General features: G+C 58.3%; 17 protein-coding genes. 2 read left to right on the top strand and 15 right to left on the bottom strand.

The genetic code is table 11. From position 1 onward, the window contains the following. Positions 1-64: 64 nt before the first annotated feature. Entirely contained in the window at positions 65-850 is a 786-nt protein-coding gene (gene cysZ / locus ACAM29_RS15410) for a sulfate transporter CysZ (protein WP_091826090.1), read from the top strand. Here the strand turns inward: cysZ and phoR are convergent. The 14 genes from phoR to ACAM29_RS15480 form a co-directional block, all read right to left on the bottom strand. Next, positions 804-1865 (bottom strand): phosphate regulon sensor histidine kinase PhoR, encoded by a 1062-nt coding sequence (gene phoR / locus ACAM29_RS15415; protein WP_369624635.1) that lies wholly within the window; start codon positions 1863-1865, stop codon positions 804-806. The genes cysZ and phoR overlap by 47 nt on opposite strands. Continuing rightward, positions 1753-2091: a hypothetical protein gene (locus tag ACAM29_RS15420; protein ID WP_369624636.1), complete on the bottom strand. Its 339-nt coding sequence runs from the start codon at positions 2089-2091 to the stop codon at positions 1753-1755. The genes phoR and ACAM29_RS15420 overlap by 113 nt, the downstream gene beginning before the upstream one ends. A 45-nt stretch (positions 2092-2136) precedes the next feature. After that, complete coding sequence (gene phoB, locus ACAM29_RS15425; protein ID WP_091826085.1) at positions 2137-2832, bottom strand: phosphate regulon transcriptional regulator PhoB; 696 nt, start codon at positions 2830-2832, stop codon at positions 2137-2139. Positions 2833-2937: 105 nt separating this feature from the next. Beyond that, positions 2938-3828: a 4-hydroxybenzoate octaprenyltransferase gene (gene ubiA / locus ACAM29_RS15430; protein ID WP_091826084.1), complete on the bottom strand. Its 891-nt coding sequence runs from the start codon at positions 3826-3828 to the stop codon at positions 2938-2940. Positions 3829-3844: 16 nt separating this feature from the next. Then, entirely contained in the window at positions 3845-4390 is a 546-nt protein-coding gene (locus ACAM29_RS15435) for a chorismate lyase (RefSeq protein WP_242530055.1), read from the bottom strand. A gap of 70 nt (positions 4391-4460) precedes the next feature. Further along, the gene (gene phoU / locus ACAM29_RS15440) at positions 4461-5222 is read right to left on the bottom strand and encodes a phosphate signaling complex protein PhoU (RefSeq protein WP_091826081.1); all 762 of its coding nucleotides are present in this window, start codon (positions 5220-5222) and stop codon (positions 4461-4463) included. Positions 5223-5251: 29 nt separating this feature from the next. Then, complete coding sequence (gene pstB / locus ACAM29_RS15445) at positions 5252-6049, bottom strand: phosphate ABC transporter ATP-binding protein PstB (RefSeq protein ID WP_254775002.1); 798 nt, start codon at positions 6047-6049, stop codon at positions 5252-5254. Between the two features lie 50 nt (positions 6050-6099). Next, the gene (pstA, locus tag ACAM29_RS15450; protein WP_175527631.1) at positions 6100-7767 is read right to left on the bottom strand and encodes a phosphate ABC transporter permease PstA; all 1668 of its coding nucleotides are present in this window, start codon (positions 7765-7767) and stop codon (positions 6100-6102) included. A 10-nt stretch (positions 7768-7777) separates the two neighbouring features. Further along, on the bottom strand, positions 7778-9973 hold the full coding sequence (locus ACAM29_RS15455) for an ABC transporter permease subunit (RefSeq protein ID WP_369624637.1): 2196 nt from the start codon (positions 9971-9973) through the stop codon (positions 7778-7780). Then, a complete protein-coding gene (locus ACAM29_RS15460; protein ID WP_091826072.1) occupies positions 9963-10937 on the bottom strand; it encodes a PstS family phosphate ABC transporter substrate-binding protein in 975 nt (324 codons plus the stop codon). The genes ACAM29_RS15455 and ACAM29_RS15460 overlap by 11 nt, the downstream gene beginning before the upstream one ends. Before the next feature lie 89 nt (positions 10938-11026). Beyond that, positions 11027-11848: a phosphate ABC transporter ATP-binding protein PstB gene (gene pstB / locus ACAM29_RS15465; protein ID WP_277987763.1), complete on the bottom strand. Its 822-nt coding sequence runs from the start codon at positions 11846-11848 to the stop codon at positions 11027-11029. Between the two features lie 86 nt (positions 11849-11934). Next, positions 11935-13209, bottom strand: a complete 1275-nt coding sequence (pstA, locus tag ACAM29_RS15470; RefSeq protein ID WP_369624638.1) for a phosphate ABC transporter permease PstA — start codon at positions 13207-13209, stop codon at positions 11935-11937. Further along, positions 13202-14590, bottom strand: a complete 1389-nt coding sequence (gene pstC, locus ACAM29_RS15475) for a phosphate ABC transporter permease subunit PstC (protein WP_206837445.1) — start codon at positions 14588-14590, stop codon at positions 13202-13204. The genes pstA (ACAM29_RS15470) and pstC overlap by 8 nt, the downstream gene beginning before the upstream one ends. A gap of 112 nt (positions 14591-14702) precedes the next feature. After that, a complete protein-coding gene (locus ACAM29_RS15480; RefSeq protein ID WP_091826065.1) occupies positions 14703-15746 on the bottom strand; it encodes a substrate-binding domain-containing protein in 1044 nt (347 codons plus the stop codon). Positions 15747-15949: 203 nt separating this feature from the next. On the opposite strand from ACAM29_RS15480, the gene ACAM29_RS15485 reads away from it, so the two are divergent. After that, positions 15950-16354 carry an acyl-CoA thioesterase gene (locus ACAM29_RS15485; protein ID WP_091826062.1) on the top strand — a complete coding sequence of 135 codons (405 nt, stop codon included), beginning with the start codon at positions 15950-15952 and terminating at the stop codon, positions 16352-16354. Between the two features lie 42 nt (positions 16355-16396). On the opposite strand, the gene ACAM29_RS15490 is transcribed toward ACAM29_RS15485, so the two are convergent. Beyond that, positions 16397-17731, bottom strand: a complete 1335-nt coding sequence (locus tag ACAM29_RS15490; RefSeq protein WP_369624639.1) for a DASS family sodium-coupled anion symporter — start codon at positions 17729-17731, stop codon at positions 16397-16399. Between the last annotated feature and the right edge of the window lie 71 nt (positions 17732-17802).

Below are 17802 nucleotides of genomic sequence, written 5' to 3' on the forward strand. Positions count from 1 at the left end.
ATACCAAGAGTAAAGTGATCCTGCCATGTCGGCAAATGCTATGTGATCACCTTCAGGAGGCAAGATGAAGGGAAACCCCATACGTGGCGGCAGTTATCTGCTGCGTGGAGCGGCCATGCTGCCGCAACCGGGTATTCGGCGTTTTGTGCTGGTACCGCTGCTGATCAACCTGTTGCTGTTTATTGCCGCCATTTGGCTGCTGATTCAGCAATTCACCCACTGGGTCGAGTATGGGTTGGGATATCTGCCCGACTGGGCCGGTTTTCTCTATTGGCTTTTCTGGCCCCTGTTTGCCCTGGTGGTGATGGTGGGGGTGTATTACGGCTTTTCCATCGTGGCCAATCTGATAGCAGCGCCCTTTAACGGCTTTCTGGCCGAAAAGGTGGAGCATAGGTTGCGCGGTGCCCCGCTGGTGGATGAGGGCTGGGGCGCGGTGCTGGCGATGATTCCACGGGCGCTGCAGCGGGAGCTGCAGAAGCTGGGCTACTATCTGCCACGCTTTCTGCTGTTGCTGTTGATTACGTTTATACCGGGCCTGAATCTGCTCTCGCCACTGCTTTGGTTTCTGTTCGGGGCCTGGATGATGTCGATTCAATACTGCGATTACCCGATGGACAACAACAAGGTCAGCTTTCCACAGATGAAGCAGTTGATGAAGGCGCGTCGAGTAACGTCGATCGGGTTTGGCGGGCTGGTTCAGCTGGGTATGCTGGTGCCGGTGCTGAATCTGTTTTTGATGCCGGCGGCGGTTGTGGGCGCGACTATTTTCTGGGTGGAGGAGTATGCCGCCGAAGCCAGGGATATCAATCCCGGGGCGGCACTACCAGCTCAGCGGGGAAATGGCAGCTGAAGCAGCTGCCCCTGCCAGGCTTACTGTCGATCTCCAGCCGGGCGCCAAGGCGCATCAATACATGCTTGACGATGGCCAGCCCAAGCCCGGTACCGCCACTGGCGGACGAGCGGCTGTCGTCCACGCGATAGAAACGCTCGGTGAGATGAGGAATGTGGCGTGCTTCTATCCCGATACCGCTGTCGGTCACACTGAAATGGCCGCCTTTGGCATCAGCCCACCAGCGGATCAGGATATGGCCCTCATCGGGCGTATAACGCACGGCATTAAACACCAGATTGGACAGCGCACTCTGTAGCTCTGCCGGAACACCCAGCAGGTCATGTTGTGGATCTATCTGCAGCTCGAATTGATGCTGACGCTCTCCTGACAGGGTAACGGCATCTTCATGGATATGGCTGATCAGGCTTTGGATCAGCACTGGTTTGAGCGTGGCGGCCTGACGTGAGGTGGCCTCCAGTCGCGACAGCAGCAACAGATCCTGGACCAGGTTTTCCATTCGTCGCGCTTGCTGTTGCATTTGACTGAGCCCCCGCATCAGCGGTTTGGGCAGGTCCTGATCGAGGAAGGTTTCAAGGTAACCCCGAATGACCGTCAGTGGGGTGCGCAGTTCATGCGATGCGTTGGCCACGAAGTTCTGCCGAGTCTGCTCCAGCTGGGTCAGTCGGGTGATGTCACGGGCCACCAGCAGGCGATCATCCGCGCCAAAAAGGCTGATCTGATACTGCAGTCGGGTATCGCCGCCCAGCGGTGATGGCAGCTCCAGCGGCTCCTGATAGCGGCCCTTGCGGTAGTAATCCACAAATACGGGATCACGTACCAGATTCAGCAGCGGCTTGCCTCGGTCGGATGCATGACGCAGCCCAAGCAGCCGCTCGGCGGCCAGATTCCACCATTCCAGGTTATTGTTGCGATCGATGATGATGACTGCATCGGGCAGGGCCGCTGAAGACTGCTGAAAGCGTGAGATGACGTTGCGCAAAGAAGCTTCGCGTGCCTGAGTGCGCTTTTGCATGCGTGCCAACGCGTCCAGAATTTCGCCCCAGCTCGGGTGGCTCTTCAGATGTATCGCCGACCAGCCACTCACGCAGGACATTGAAGCGACGGATCTGAATCACGGCCCACACGATCATGCCAAGGGTGATGCCGGCAATCGGGAAGCCCAGCACCGCACCCAGAATCAGGCCCAGACCGGCACTGAGCAGCAGGCTCATCAGCAGCGAGTGCCGCGCTATGTGCATGAAGTCATTCCATTCCGATCCTGTGAATGTGGTGACCGAAGCCGATCAGGCCACCTGTGCCGAGAAACGATATCCGGTGCCACGTACCGTCTGTACCAGATAGTCGTGACGCTCGCCCAACGCCTTGCGCAGGCGGCGAATGTGGACATCGACGGTACGCTCTTCCACATATACATTGCCGCCCCACACCATATCCAGCAGCTGGCTGCGGGTATAGGCACGATCCGGATGTGTCATGAAAAACTGCAGCAGGCGAAATTCGGTTGGCCCAAGCTCCAGCGGTCGGCTCTCTGCAGTAACGCGATGCGAAACAGGGTCCAGAGTCAGACTGTCCACCGTGACCGGCTCTTCCACCCCCTTGGGTGTGGCGCGGCGCAGCACGGCCTTGAGTCGTGCGACCAGCTCACGTGGCGAGAACGGCTTGGTGATGTAGTCATCCACACCGGCTTCCAGCCCCTGAATCTTGTTGTCCTCATCGGCCTTTGCAGTCAGCATGATGATCGGGATGTCAGCCGTCACTTCATCCTTGCGCAGGCGGCGGGCGAACTCGATACCGCTGGTACCGGGCATCATCCAGTCCAGCAACAGCATATCGGGTTTGTTATCGACGATGCGGGCATGAGCGGACTGGGCACTGTCTGCCTCATCACATTCGTAACCTGCCATCTCCAATGCTACCGCAATCATTTCGCGGATCGGTGCTTCGTCATCAACGATCAGTACGCGTTTGGACGCAGACATGTTTCTGCCTCTTTTACAGACATTTAATCAGAGTCTGGTATTACAAGACGTTTTGGTTACACAAATATGACATTGGCAGATTTTCTTTCACTTGTCAGTGTCGGCTCAGGTGCGCAGCGCGTATTCCAGTATCAGGCCGAGCAGCACCAACAGCTCGGCATAGTGGTTGTTGAGGAAGGCGCGGAAGCAGGGCATCCGTTCGCGGGCGCGGATCAGCCAGTGCTGGTAGACAAACAGGGTGGCGGCACCGGCCAGCCCCAGCCAATACCAGAGCCCCAGTTGCTCAATCTGACCTACCCAGAGCATCACTACCAGAGTGGCCAGTTGCAGCAGGGCGATGATGAGACGGTCGTGGCGGCCAAACAGCACTGCAGTGGATTTGACGCCAATTTTCAGGTCATCGTCACGATCCACCATGGCATACTGGGTGTCATAGGCCACGGTCCAGAGCAGCTTGGCCAGGTAGAGCAGCCAGGCGGTCAGCGGCAGTGCTTCCTGAGTGGCGGTAAACGCCATTGGAATGGCCCAGCCAAAAGCCGCTCCCAGCACCAGCTGTGGCAGGTGAGTATAGCGTTTCATGAACGGGTAGATAAACGCCAATGCAAGGCCGCCGAAGGACATTAGGATGGTCATGCCGTTTGTCATCAGCACCAGCAGAAACGAGACCAGCATCAGACCGCAGAAAAGATAGATCGCTTCACGCTCACGGACTCGGCCTGATGGCAGTGGACGATTGAGGGTGCGTTTGACGTGGCCATCAATATGTCGGTCGGCAAAGTCGTTGATGACACAGCCGGCAGAGCGGGTCAGGAACACACCCAGACAGAAGATCAGCAGCAGATCCAGCGCCGGCAGGCCTTCCGATGCGATCCAGAGTGCCCACAGGGTCGGCCAGAGCAGCAGGTAGGTGCCGATCGGTCGGTCGGCACGCATCAGGTGCACATAGGCCTGCAGCTTCTGCTTTAATGGGTGCTGTGACGGGGTCGTTGCCTGCATGATCACTCCTGAGCGGTCAGAGCGGGTATTGTACGTGCTCCATGGCCGGGAGAAAAACCTCGCATACCAGCAAGGGCTTGTGGTGCAGACGGAATACGGAGCGTCGTGCCCAATAGTGCTGCCCGCCGCTGTCTTGCAGCCGGCAGGCGCGCAGCGGGGCACGTTCAAGGCTGGGGTCACGGAACAGGTAGGAACCGAGGGAGCGCGAGCCCAGTCGCAGCAGGCGTCGCTCCACCCCGGTCAGCGTGGTGGCGGGAATGACCGTTCGAGCGAACACCCAGGGTTCGGCATTACGGCCCAGCAGCTCAACCTCCCGAATCAGGGCGCGACGTCGCGGGCTGATCCCGAGTGCCCGTGCCTCGTCGGCGCTCGGATACTGCCAGCATTCGCTCAGCACGCGAACGCTGAACTCGCCCCCGGCCGCACGCTGCAGGCGCTGGCTCAGCGAGCCCGAGTCATACAGCCAGGGACGCCAGTGTGCCGGCACCTGGAAACTGCTGCTGCCCGCAAGCAGCCAGTGCCGGTGGGGAGAATGGATGAGCAGAGATTCGCGTGCTGACACCTGAAGGGCTTCCGTTAGTGAGACGGCCCCAAGTCTAGCATTTTCACCCACTCAAGTGCTGTAGTGCGGGTTACTCTTCTGTGCTGCTTTCATCGCTCAGCAGTGTGTCGGCTTCGTCCTCAACGGTCTGGCGGATCTGCTTCAGGCTGCGGTGGCGCACGTCGGTACCGCTGACCTGATAGATCAGGTGCTCGGCCAGGTTACGGGCATGGTCACCGATGCGTTCAAGGCTGCGAAGAGCCCAGATGACACTCAGTACGGAAGAGATCGCACGCGGATCTTCCATCATATAGGTCACGAGTGAGCGCATGGCCGTGCGGTATTCACGGTCCACTTCCTTGTCCTGTTTGGCGACCAGGTAGGCCATCTCGATATCATTGCGAGCGAAAGCGGTCAGGACGTTGCGTACCATGTCGCGCACCAGATTGCCGATGTGGCGCACTTCTTGATGACCGCGTTGCGAAGTGCCGCTCTGTGCCAGTTCGATTGCTTGTCTGCAGATGCGGGACGCTTCATCACCAATGCGTTCGAGATCGGATACGGCACGGCTGATCGACACGATCAGACGCAGGTCGCTGGCTGCCGGCTGACGCCGGGCGATGGTAGTGGTGCAAAGATCATCGATCATCAGCTCCATGGCATTGGTCTGCTGGTCGACCTTGCGTGACGCCTCGGCACGATCCACATCCGCTGTCAGCAGCGCTTCGATGGCGTCATTGACCTGATGTTCCACCATGCCGCCCATGGTCAGCATCTGGGTACGGATGGTTTCCAGCTCTTCGTTGAACTGCTGGGAGATGTGGGTTGAGTAGTTGTCTTTTTCCAGTTCCACAGTGTTTGTCTCCGTTACGGACAGCTGGCCTAGCCATAGCGTCCGGTGATGTAATCTTCAGTCTGTCGTCTGGACGGCCGGGTAAACAGCTTCTCGGTCTCGCCAAATTCGATCAGACGCCCCTGATGCAGAAAGGCGGTGTAATCGGATACGCGGGCAGCCTGCTGCATGTTGTGTGTGACAATCAGGATGGTGAAGTCACGTTTCAGTTCATGAATCAGTTCCTCGATCTTAAGTGTCGAGATTGGGTCCAGTGCCGAGGCCGGCTCGTCCAGCAGCAGGACCTCGGGGCGAATGGCGATGGTGCGGGCGATCACCAGGCGCTGTTGCTGCCCCCCGGACAACCCCAGAGCACTCTCGTGCAGTCGGTCCTTGACCTCGTCCCAAAGTGCTGCCGAACGCAGCGCCCACTCAACGGCTTCATCCACCACTCGCTTTTTGCGGACGCCCTGAATCTTGAGGCCGAAGCTGACATTTTCATACACCGAAGCCGGAAACGGATTGGGCTTCTGGAACACCATGCCGACCCGACGTCGCAGCTCTGCCACATTGACTGATCGAGCGTAAATATCTTCATTATCCAGCAGAATTGTTCCAGAAATATTACAGTCCGCTGCCAGCTCACTCATGCGGTTGAAACAGCGCAACAGAGTCGACTTGCCGCAGCCGGACGGGCCTATAAAAGCGGTTACTCGGTTGCCGGGAAGATCCAGATTGATATTGCTCAGCGCACGGCTATCGCCATAGCGCAGGCTGAGGTCTCGCACTTGCAGCCGGGTGTCCGGGAGGTCAGATTCAGGGCTGGTGGTAGCCGGATCGGCCGATATCTGTGTGTCCAGGCGTATCAAGGCATAGCTCCGTTGATGAAGGTTGCACGCTAGAGTTCCGGTTCCAGTGTTCTGAATCGGGCCCGCAGATGGTTGCGCATCAGGATCGCTGACAGGTTCAGCAGCAGGATCACCAGCAACAACAGCAAAGCGGTAGCATAGACCAGTGGCTGAGCGGCTTCAGTGTTGGCGCTGTGGAAACCGACATCATAAATGTGAAAACCAAGGTGCATGAATTTCTGGTCCAGGTGCAGATAGGGGAAATGTCCGTCTACAGGCAGCTGGGGGACCAGCTTGACCACTCCTACCAACATCAGTGGTGCGACCTCACCAGCAGCCCTGGCGATCGCCAGAATCACTCCCGTCATCATGGCCGGGCTGGCCATGGGCAACACAACTCTCCACAGGGTTTCCGCCCGGGTTGCACCCAGTGCCAGGGCGCCTTCGCGCAGGCTGGACGGAATGGTGCGCAACCCCTCTTCGGTGGCCACGATCACCACCGGCAGTGTCAACAGGGCCAGGGTGGCCGATGCCCATAGCAGGCCGCCAGTGCCGAAGGTCGGTGCTGGCAGGGCTTCCGGGAAAAACAGCGCATCGATACTGCCCCCCAGAAAATAGACGAAAAAGCCGAGCCCGAAAATGCCGTATACAATGGAAGGTACCCCGGCCAGGTTGTTGACGGCGATGCGAATGATTCGGGTGAGCCGTCCTTGATAAGCGTATTCATGCAGGTATACGGCGGCCAGCACGCCGAATGGCGTGACCAGCAGTGACATCAGTAACACCATCAGCACGGTGCCGAACAGAGCGGGAAAGACGCCGCCCTCGGTATTACCCTCGCGGGGTGAGTCAGACAGGAACTCCCACAGCTTGATGCCAAAGTGTTCCAGCCTGTCGACAAGGCTCATGCCGTTCGGGCGGTAAGCGCGAATAACGTCCACCATGGCGAATTCCAGCACCCGTCCATCAGCCACTTCAACGTGGAAGTGGTCACGGGTGACCTGCTGTTGCAGGCGGGTCAGCCGTTTCTGCAGCAGATGATAGTCCTGCTCCAGGTCGGCCCGTTCACGGGCCAGAACCTCCAGTTGAGGCACCTTCAGTGGGCCGAGCAGCTCAAGCCGGCGCTGCTCCAGACGCAACTGTTCCAGCGTGCGGTTGATCTGCCCAAGCATGTTGCTTTCGATGCGATCAATTTCCTGCTGCAGTGCCTCGGTACGCTGCCGGCGCTGCTCGAATTCACGCCACAGCATGTCCTGGTCGATGTCCGGGCCCTGCTGCAGCAGGGTGCCGTTTTCGCTCAATCCACGCAGATAGCCATACAGCTGTCCCCAACGAGTGCGCTCGAATACAGCCAGATGATCGGGGTAGTGCCGATCTGACAGGGCATTGTCCAGTACCCAAAAATAGTCACTGTCGCTGAATTCCCGATTGCCGCTGTGGATCAGGGTGCGCTGTACTTCAGCCTGTTCCGAGTCGAGTGACAGGCCTGCCTCCTGCAGCTGGCGTACGCTCACGTGCTCATGCCGGATGACTGCACCAATGACGCGCCGACTCTGACTGTCGGCCGTCACCTCTGCCTGCACCAGGCCTTTGGGCCAGAAGTGGGCCAGCCCCTGAATACTGATCAGCAGCAGAATACCCAGCAGGGTGAGCAGACATAGTGCAACGGCACCGGCATTGAGCCAAACCCAAGGGGTATCGGTATGAAACCATCGCATCAGTCGGTTATCAGAGCGCACGGTATTTCCTCCGCAGCTGCTGACGGATCAATTCGGCGATGGTGTTAACGACCAGTGTGAACAGGAACAGCACGCGGTAATGGCTGCTGCCGACGCTGGATTCAGGCATTTCGATGGCGATATTGGCGGCGAGGGTTCGCATTCCCTCGAAGATGTTCATCTCCATGATCGGGGTGTTGCCGGTGACCATCAGAACGATCATGGTTTCACCGATGGCACGCCCGAAGCCGATCATCAGGGCCGAAAAAATACCGGCGCTGGCAGCAGGCAGGATCATCCAGGTCAGCGCCTGCCAGGGGGTAGCCCCCAGTGCGAGAGCACCGTTACTGAGGTGGCGCGGTACGGCATGAATGGCATCTTCGGTGAGGGAAAACAGGGTGGGAATAATGGCAAACCCCATTGCAATACCGACGATCAGTGCGTTGCGTTGGTCATAACTGATACCCACCTGATTGCCGAGCCAGAGTACCAACTGACCATCAAAAAGCCATGCCTCAATAGGTACTGCCAGTAGGAAGGCCAGCCAGGCCACCAGCGGAATCACCCCCAGCAGCAGGATCACGTCCCAGCCTTCAGGCAACAGGAAACGGATGCGTTGCGGCATTTTCTCCCACCCGAAGGCGAACAGCAGAATGCTGATCGGCAGCAGAAGGACCAGTAACAGGATGGCGGCCAGATGAACCTGCATGAACGGCGCCAGCCAGAGACCGGCGAGAAAACCCAAAACCACAGAAGGAACGGCGGCCATCATTTCGATCATCGGCTTGATTTTGCGGCGCAGGGCCGGCGCCATGAAATAGGCGGTATAGATGGCGCCGCAGATCGCCATGGGGGTCGCCATCAGCATGGCATAGAGTGCAGCCTTGAGCGTACCGAATACCAGCGGCACCAAGCTGTATTTGGCGGCTGAGTCCGTGCCATTGGTGGATGACTGCCAGATGTAGCCCGGCTCGTCGTAGTCTTCGTGCCAGATCTCGCTCCACAGGCTGCTCAGCGTGATTTCGGCGTGGGGGGCCTGCAGCTGCCAGCTGCTGACCCGGTTGTTGCGCTCCATCAGCAGGAAGCTGTTGTACGCAGACAGCGCCAGCGCGTCAGGCTCGTCACCGAGCAGATTGGTGCGCAGCAAGGCGCGGCTGGATGTCAGGCTGTACACACTTAGTGTTCCGTTCTGTTCCAGCGTTATGAAGCTGTTGTCCTGCTCTCGCCCGGCCAGCCGCTTGGGTGCTGACTGCAGGGGGTCATATTGACGGATCTGCTGCAACTTCAGGCTGTTATATTCATCCGGAACGAAAAACCACTGTGACAAGGCACCCGATTGATCACCCAGCATCAGGCTGCGCCGCCCCGGCAGCAGCTCAAACAGCGTTATCTCCTCCCGAGCGGCGCGGATTACTTCGTAGGTTTGGCCCCCTCCCTGCAGGGGGATTACACCAATGCGACCCTCAGGGCCCAGTGCAAGCAATCGGGATTGCTGTGGCATCAACAGCAGTTTGCGTGGCTCGAAACCAGGTGTGGGCAGACTGACAGACTGTATAGGGGTAGGCCCGGGTTGGCTCAGATCAAAGTGGAACTGGTGTAATTGGCCGTCATGGAAGCTGATCAGCAGCAGCTGTTTCTGGTTAACGGCCGCCGCCAGCGGGCCGGCGGGAGCCGGTTGCAGGCTCAGGGGTTCGATACCCAGTGGGTAGTGTAAAACCGGTTGAAGATTATTCGTGCCAGAGTACTGTCGCTGCACCGGCAACACGCGTCCGTCACTCAGTGCCAGTACCATCAGGCCGTCGCCGGCATCGGCCAGGTCGGTAATGTGGCTGTTGTCGGGCAGGGCAATTCTCTGTTGTTGCAGAAGCGCGCCGCTGGCTGGTTGAAAAAATTGCAGCTCACCTTGTTGCGTGAGCCGTACGCCGATCCGACCTTCGGCATCCAGGGCCATGTACAGACTCTGCCCCGTCAAAGGCTGCTCGATCTGCTGTTGAAGCGGCACGATTCGGGCCGATGTCAGCAGAGGAACCACCTGATACAACAAATAGAACAGGATCATCAACACCGACAGGATCACGCCCAGTCCACCGAGCATGATGAACAGCGTGGCCAGTCGATCCTTGTAGCGGCGCAGCTGTAGCCAGCGCTTGCGCAGTGGTGTCGTGAGACGCAACTCTGGAGGCGGTGGCAGCGGGCTAGTCGACATCCGATATCTTCCCCAGCTGACGAGCGATGGCACTGGCGGGCAATGGTGTGTAGCCCTCTTTCAAGACCACTTCCTGCCCTTCACGTGACAGCACCAGATGCAGAAACTCCCGCACCAAAGGGTGAAGTGGCTGCCCTGGTGGTCGGTTAATGTACATGTACAGGGGACGAGCCAGCGGATAGCGGCCATCAATGAAGCTATCTGGCTCAGGTACGACATAATCATTGCCCAGCCGTGCCAGCGGTAACACGCGCACCGAGGCGTTGCGGTAGTTGATGCTGGAGTAACCGATCGCGTTCAACGCCGTTGCCACCGACTGAACCACCGAGGCCGACCCCGGCTGTTCGTTGACTCGACTATGAAAGTCGCCGCGGCACAATGCCTGTTCACGGAAAAAGCCATAGGTGCCGGACACGGCATTGCGGCCGTACAACAGCAGTGGCTGGGTTGCGAGTTGCCCCTCTACACCCAGCTGTTGCCAGCGATCAATCCGGAGCTTTCCCCCGCAGCGCCGAGTGGCTGAAAAGATCGCATCCAGCTGCTGCAGGTTCAGACCTGCTACCGGATTGTCCTGATGTACGAAGATTGCCAGAGCATCCATTGCGACGGTAATCGCTGTTGGGGGGTAGCCGTGTCGGCGTTCAAATGCCAACAGCTCTCGCTCCAGCATGGGGCGGCTCATGGGGGCAAGGCTTGCGGTCCCTTCGATCAGGGCTACCGGAGCCGTTGATGAGCCCGGGGCCTGCAGCTGAATATTCACATTGGGATACAGACGATTGAATTCCTGTGACCAGAGCAGCATCAGGCTGGCCATGGTATCGGAGCCGACACTCGACAGGTTGCCGGAAATGCCGGCAACGCGTTGGTAAGGCTGCAGTTCGGTGGCCGTATTGCTCACGTCCGCGCGGGCTCCTGTCGCCAGCAACAGCAGGCCCAACAACAGTAAGAGTCCGGAGTGCTTCAATGTCTGAATCCTGGCTGGGTCAAGTCAGTGGCTGATTGTACAGCACTGGCCGCAGGCAGCCAGGCTGTACACTTAGCGGCACCGCCGGATCAGCCGAAACGACCGGTGATATAGGCTTCGGTCATATGGTGCTCCGGTGCGGTGAACACCTTCACAGTATCGTTGACCTCAACCAGATGGCCAAGATGGAAATAGGCTGTACGGTCTGATACACGAGATGCCTGTTGCATGGAGTGGGTCACGATGACGATGGTATAGCTCTCGGACAGCTCCGAGATCAGCTCTTCCACTTTCGCCGTGGCGATCGGGTCCAGTGCCGAACAGGGCTCGTCCATCAGTACCACTTCCGGGTTGACCGCAATGGTACGGGCAATGCACAGGCGCTGCTGCTGACCGCCGGACATGCCGGTGGCAGTGGAGTCCAGACGGTCCTTCACCTCATCCCACAGACCAGCCTTGCGCAGGCTGTTCTCGACGATTTCGTCCAGATCCGACTTGCGGTTGGCAAGACCATGAATACGCGGGCCATAGGCCACGTTGTCGTAGATCGACTTGGGGAAGGGGTTAGGCTTCTGAAACACCATGCCTACGCGGGCACGCAGCTCAACCACGTCCTGGCGCGGATCATAGATGTCCTGATCATCCAGCTGCAGGCTGCCCTTGACCTTGCAGATGTCGATACTGTCGTTCATTCGGTTCAGGCAGCGCAGGAAGGTGGACTTGCCACAACCGGATGGACCGATGAAGGCAATGACTTCATTCTTGCCGATATCCAGGCTGACATTTTTGATTGCCCGATCTGCGCCGTAAAATACTTCCACGTCACGCAGCTTGAACTTTGGCTCCTTGGCAGCATAGGGCTTGCCAACGGTTTTGCCCTCTTCAATACCGGCATCCGAGCTGCTCTCGATGGCAGTGGACTCAGTGGCCGTGGCTGTAGTCTTGGTCATGGCTGCGTTATCACTCAGTGTTGCGGTCATGTTCATATCTGTTCTCCTTACCAACGGCGCTCAAGACGCTTGCGCAGCCAGATGGCCAATGCATTCATTCCGATCAGAAAGCTCAGCAGCACCATGATGGCGGCTGAAGCACGTTCAATAAAGGCAAGTTCAGGGCTGCCTGCCCAGAGGAATACCTGTACCGGCAATACGGTGGCCGAGTCGAAGAAGCCACCGGGCACGTCAACAATAAAGGCCACCATGCCGATCAGCAGCAGCGGGGCGGTTTCACCCAGTGCCTGCGCCATGCCGATGATGGACCCGGTCAGCATGCCCGGCATCGCCAGCGGCAGGACGTGGTGCAATACCACCTGCATTTTCGAGGCGCCAATCCCTTCCGCCGCTTCGCGGATCGAGGGCGGTACGCTCTTGATTGCGGCCCGGCTGGAAATGATGATGGTGGGCAGTGTCATCAGAGTCAGCACCATGCCGCCCACCACCGGAACCGAGCGGGGCATGCCGAACAGATTGATGAATACGGCCAGACCCAGCAGACCAAAGATGATCGACGGCACCGCTGCCAGGTTATTGATGTTGACCTCAATAAAATCGGTCAGACGGTTCTTGGGAGCGAACTCTTCCAGGTAAATTGCCGCGGCCACGCCGATCGGGAACGACAGCACAAGCGTGACAAACATGGTCAGCAGCGAGCCGACTACAGCGCCCATGATACCGGCCTTGGCGGGGTCACGAGAATCGCCTCCCTTGAAGAAGACATCGTTGAACGAGGTCTCGATCACGCCCTTGTCCTTCAGCATGTTCACCCATTCCTGCTGCTGTGGCGAGAGCTTGATCGAGTAGGCCTTGTCACCGGCGTGCTTGGAGTAAACATCCACGTCGCTGTGAGCCAGGAAGCTCATCTTGCGAGTGGTGTTCAACCATTCCGGATTCTCTTTTAGCGCATCGCGCAGATCGGCAGACGCATAGGGGTTGATCAGCTTGCGTACCGCTTCACGGTTGGCGTCGGTTGCGTTCGGAATTTCACGCATCAGGGCCCGAACCAGCGGCTCGACGAAGTCGGCCATTTTTACCTGACGAGGATCTGTCGGGTCATCCAGGTACATTACCTCGCCATCCAGCACCACTTCCAGGTTCAGGCTGGTCTTCATGAAACCGCTGTACCCCTTGCCGATGATGTCGGTAAACAGAATCAGCAGGGCCGACAAGGCGATGGCGATCGCAAGAATGCCGTAGGCGCGAAAGCGCTTCTCCTTGCGGTAGCGTTTTTTCAATGACTTGCGGACGATTTCCGCCTGTGTAAGTTGCTTAGTCATACTGTTCCCGATACTTGCGTACGATATGCAGGGCGATAATGTTGAGGACCAGTGTTACCAGGAACAGCATGGCGCCCAGTGCGAAAGCCGCCAGCGTCTTGGCACTGTCGAACTCCTGGTCCCCGGTCAGCAGGGTAACGATCTGCACGGTTACCGTAGTCACGGTTTCCAGCGGGTTGGCGGTCAGGTTGGCTGCAAGGCCTGCTGCCATCACCACAATCATGGTTTCACCGATGGCACGGGATACCGCCAACAGAATGCCCCCCATGATGCCGGGAAGCGCCGCCGGGAAGACAACCTTCTTCATGGTTTCCGACTGGGTTGCACCCAGCGCCAGCGAGCCGTCGCGCAGTGACTGGGGTACGGCGTTGATGACGTCGTCCGACAGGGAAGATACGAACGGAATGATCATGATGCCCATGACCGCGCCGGCAGCCAGAGCGCTCTGTGATGAGGCTTCAATGCCAAAGGATGCGGCCAGGTTACTGATGAACGGCGCCACTGTCAGCGCGGCAAAAAAGCCGTATACCACGGTTGGTATGCCGGCCAGCATCTCCAGCAACGGTTTGACCACACCGCGAACTTTCGGGTTGGCATATTCCGATAGATAGATGGCTGACATCAGCCCCACGGGAACGGCGACCAACATGGCGATGCCTGAGATCAGCAGAGTACCGGTAAACAGGGGGATCATCCCGAACGCACCCTGAGACGCGACCTGATCCGCACGCAAGGCGGTCTGGGGGCTCCAGTGAGAACCGAAAATAAAATCAATGAAGGATATCTGCTGGAAAAATCGCAGTGTCTCAAAAGCGACCGAGAAGATGATACCGACGGTGGTCAGAATGGCCAGGCCGGCACAGGCAAAGAACACCCACTTCAGAATGATCTCGACCTGAACCCGGGCGTTAAGCCGCGGATGGATACGCAGCCAGGCCAGAAAACCGGCCAGCACTGCGACGGCCACTACCAGCAGGTTCATGTACAGCCGGCTCTGTTCGCGTAGCTGTACCAGACGGTCCGCTGCTTCGACAATAGCGGGCTCAGCAAAGTTTCGCGGCAGGGCGCCACTGGCCACGTTACCGATCTGACTCAGCAACAGACTGGCCTGGCCCGCACTGTCGGGGATCATCTCCTGTGGCAGCGAACTGACGACCAGTGTCTGGATTACCTTGCCCTGAAAGCCGACCCAGAGCGCCAATATGATCAGTGCCGGAATACCGCACCAGAGTGCGGCGCGGGCACCATAGTAGAACGGAAGTGATTTGAGGTGTCGAATTCCGCCCAGTGGCATGGCCAGCGTGCGCGAACGGGTATATCCCAGCCAGTAGGCGATCGCAGCGAATGCCAGCGTGAAAAGAAGCAGATTTGCCGGTTGCATGAGTGTTCCTGTCTGCGATTTTTCGGTAAATGAATCGAATATTGTCCAGACGTGCAAAGGGGCGCGACCCCGTTTTCAGGACCGCACCCCGAGTTTTGCCTATGCGACCCGCTTACTTGAGCTCGTCAATGGTCAGGTTCGGCATGTTTTCGGCCTTGTCCATCAGCACGGCCAGCTGGTCACGCGGCGGAATGATCAGACCCACATCCTTGAGGTAGCCGTTCTGGCCCAGCGCAGAGTTGCTGGCAAACTCACCCACGTATTCAGCGATGCCCGGAACCACGCCAACGTGTGCCTTCTTGACGTAGAAGAACAGTGAGCGAGCTACAGGGTACTTGTCCGCTGCGATATCTTCAGCGGTCGGTACCATGCCATCGAGTGTAGCGGCCTGCAGGCGGTCAGCATTTTCTTCCAGGAAGCTGAAACCGAACACGCCATACATGCCGGTATCGCTGATCAGTTTCTGAACGATCAGGTTGTCATTCTCGCCTGCTTCAATGAAAACGCCGTCTTCACGAATGCTTTCGCAGATAGCCTTGTGCTCGTCCTTGCTCAGATCCTTGGCTTCCGGCAGCTTGTCACAGCCAGCGGCAAGTGCCAGTTCATTGAAGGAGTCACGGGTACCGGATGTCGGCGGCGGACCCATTACGCGGATCGGCTTGTTCGGCAGGCCAGCGTCGATGTCACTCCAGTTCTTGTTCGGGTTGGCAACCCATTTGCCATCGACCGGCACCTTTTCACCCAGCGCCAGGAACAGTTGCTCCAGGGTGAGATTCAGGTTCTCGGCATCCTTGGAGCTGGCGATAACGATGCCGTCAGAACCGATGCGGAATTCAGTGATATCGGTCACGCCGTTCTTCTGGCACAACTCAAACTCGGAGGTTTTCATACGACGTGAAGCGTTGGTGATGTCCGGGTGCTGGGTACCGATACCCTGACAGAACAGTTTCATGCCGCCACCAGAGCCGGTAGATTCCAGCTTCGGCGTGTTGAATTCGGTGTTACTGCCGAAACGTTCGGCAACTACGGTTGCGAACGGGTAAACAGTGGAAGAGCCCACGATGCTGATGGTGTCACGGGCGGCAGCCGGTGCGGCCAGGCTGATGCCGGCAGCGGCAGTCATGGCAAGTGCAAGAGCTTTGGTGCGCAATTTCATTGAGTTACCCTCTCTGAACTGATCGTTTTTTGATGTGGCCCACTATAGGGGGCAAAGATGACTGATTTATGACAGTTGTCACAAAGCGTAAAAAAGTTTTTCAGAGAGCTTGAGCTAGTGCCGTTTGCGGCCAGATTCTCTATTATGTGCACTGCAGCAAAGAGCGCGTCGTTCGCTCTACCGAATAATAAAAGGAGACAAGCATGAGTTGCAGTGATGACACAGAGGTGCTGAAACCCGCAGGAGAGCTGACACTGCAGCTGCCTGCCGGTCATGAGGCGGTCAACATGTTTGGTGATGTGTATGGCGGTTGGGTAGCCTCACAGCTGGTGCTCGCCAGTGAGATCCGTGCCGGTCAGGAGGCGCAGGGCCGCATTGCCACGGTATCGGTTGGACGCATGAGCTTCATGTCGCCGGTTATGTGCGGCACGGTGCTGAGCTTTTACACTCGGGTATTGGAGCGGGGTAACAGCTCGTTGCGGATTCAGGTTGAAGTCTGGGGGCGCTGCCCGGACGGCAGTGAGTTGCGCAAAGTGACCAGCACCGAATGTGTACAGGTCGCCATCGATCGTCAGGGGCATATCCGCAGCTTGCCCCAGCAGGACTGATGCAAGGTTCCGGCTGCCACTGCGACAGCCGGATCTGGCCGGTCAGATCAGGAGGCTGGCGCCGCCTGCGATGATCGCAATCATCATCACGTTGAGTGCCATGCCTGCGCGCATCATTTGACCCTGAGGCAAAAATCCCGAGCCATACACGATGGCATTGGGGGGTGTTGCCACCGGAAGCATGAAGGCGCAGGACGCGGCCACGGCAATGACTACCGCCATGATTTCGGTGGAGAGGCCCATGGAGCCGGCAATACCGACAAAAATCGGCACCAGCAGTGCGGCACTGGCGGTATTGCTGGCTATCTCGGTCAGCATTACCACAAAAGCCGCGACGACCAGAATGAACAGCGGAGCCGATGCACCACTCATCAGACTGCTGACAGTCTCGGCCAGGAACAGGCTGGCACCGGTGGTCGACAGCATGGCCGACAGAGTCAGCCCTCCCCCGAACAGCAACAGTACGCCCCAGTCGGCCGTTTTCTCGATCTGCTTCCAGTTCACCAGCTGCAGCATGCACAACAGCAGAATGGCGAACATTGCCACGATCGAGTCAAAGCCGCCCTTGATGCCCAAGAAGCCTGATACCGGCTTGCTGAACAGCCACAGTGTAACGGTCAGCGCAAATACACCCAGCGTCATCCACTGCTTGCTGGTGAGCGGCTCGTGGCGGTGGATCGCCGGGAAACGGTGGTTCAGTTCAGGCCGCAGCAGCGCCCAAAGCACCACAATCATCAGCGGCAGTGACAGTGCAACGGTCGGAATACCGAACCGGAGCCAGTCGGCAAAGCTCAGACCCACTTCAGCGGCGGCGATGGCGTTGGGGGGCGAGCCGACCAGCGTACCGATGCCGCCGATATTGGCGGAATAGGCCACGCCCAGCAGCACGAACCAGTAAGTACGCTCATGCCCTTCATAGGGCAGTTGGCGCAGCAGGCCCAGTGCCAGTGGCAGCATCATGGCAGCGGTTGCAGTGTTGGAGATCCACATGGACAGGCCCGCGGACGTCAGGAACAGCAACACGGCTGCCATCCCCAACTTGCCTTGCGCCAGACGGATCACATGACCGGCGATGTACTTGTCCAGCCCCTGTGCGCTGAGTGCCGCCGCGAGGCCGAAACCACCCAGGAACAGGAAGATGATCGGGTTGGCGAAACTCTTGAGCGCATCGGAGACGCTGAACACGCCCGCCACCACAGTCAGCACCGGAATCAGCAGTGCCGTTACGGTAATGTTGAAGGTCTCGGTCATCCACAGAATGGCAATAACGGCCAGAATGGCCAGGCCGGTACGCAGCTGAGGCTCAAGTGGCGCCAGCCACCAGATGCCGGCACCTGCCAGTACCGCCAGCAGGAAGGTGATCCACTTTCCGGGCATGGGTGTCTCCAGGGTTGATTGCAAAAGAGCGCGGATTTTACACAGTTGTCTATCAGTGGGCTACTTTAGTC

It is taken from the genome of Marinobacterium sp. BA1 (assembly GCF_041155135.1).
GTDB classification, from domain to species: domain Bacteria; phylum Pseudomonadota; class Gammaproteobacteria; order Pseudomonadales; family Balneatricaceae; genus Marinobacterium; species Marinobacterium iners.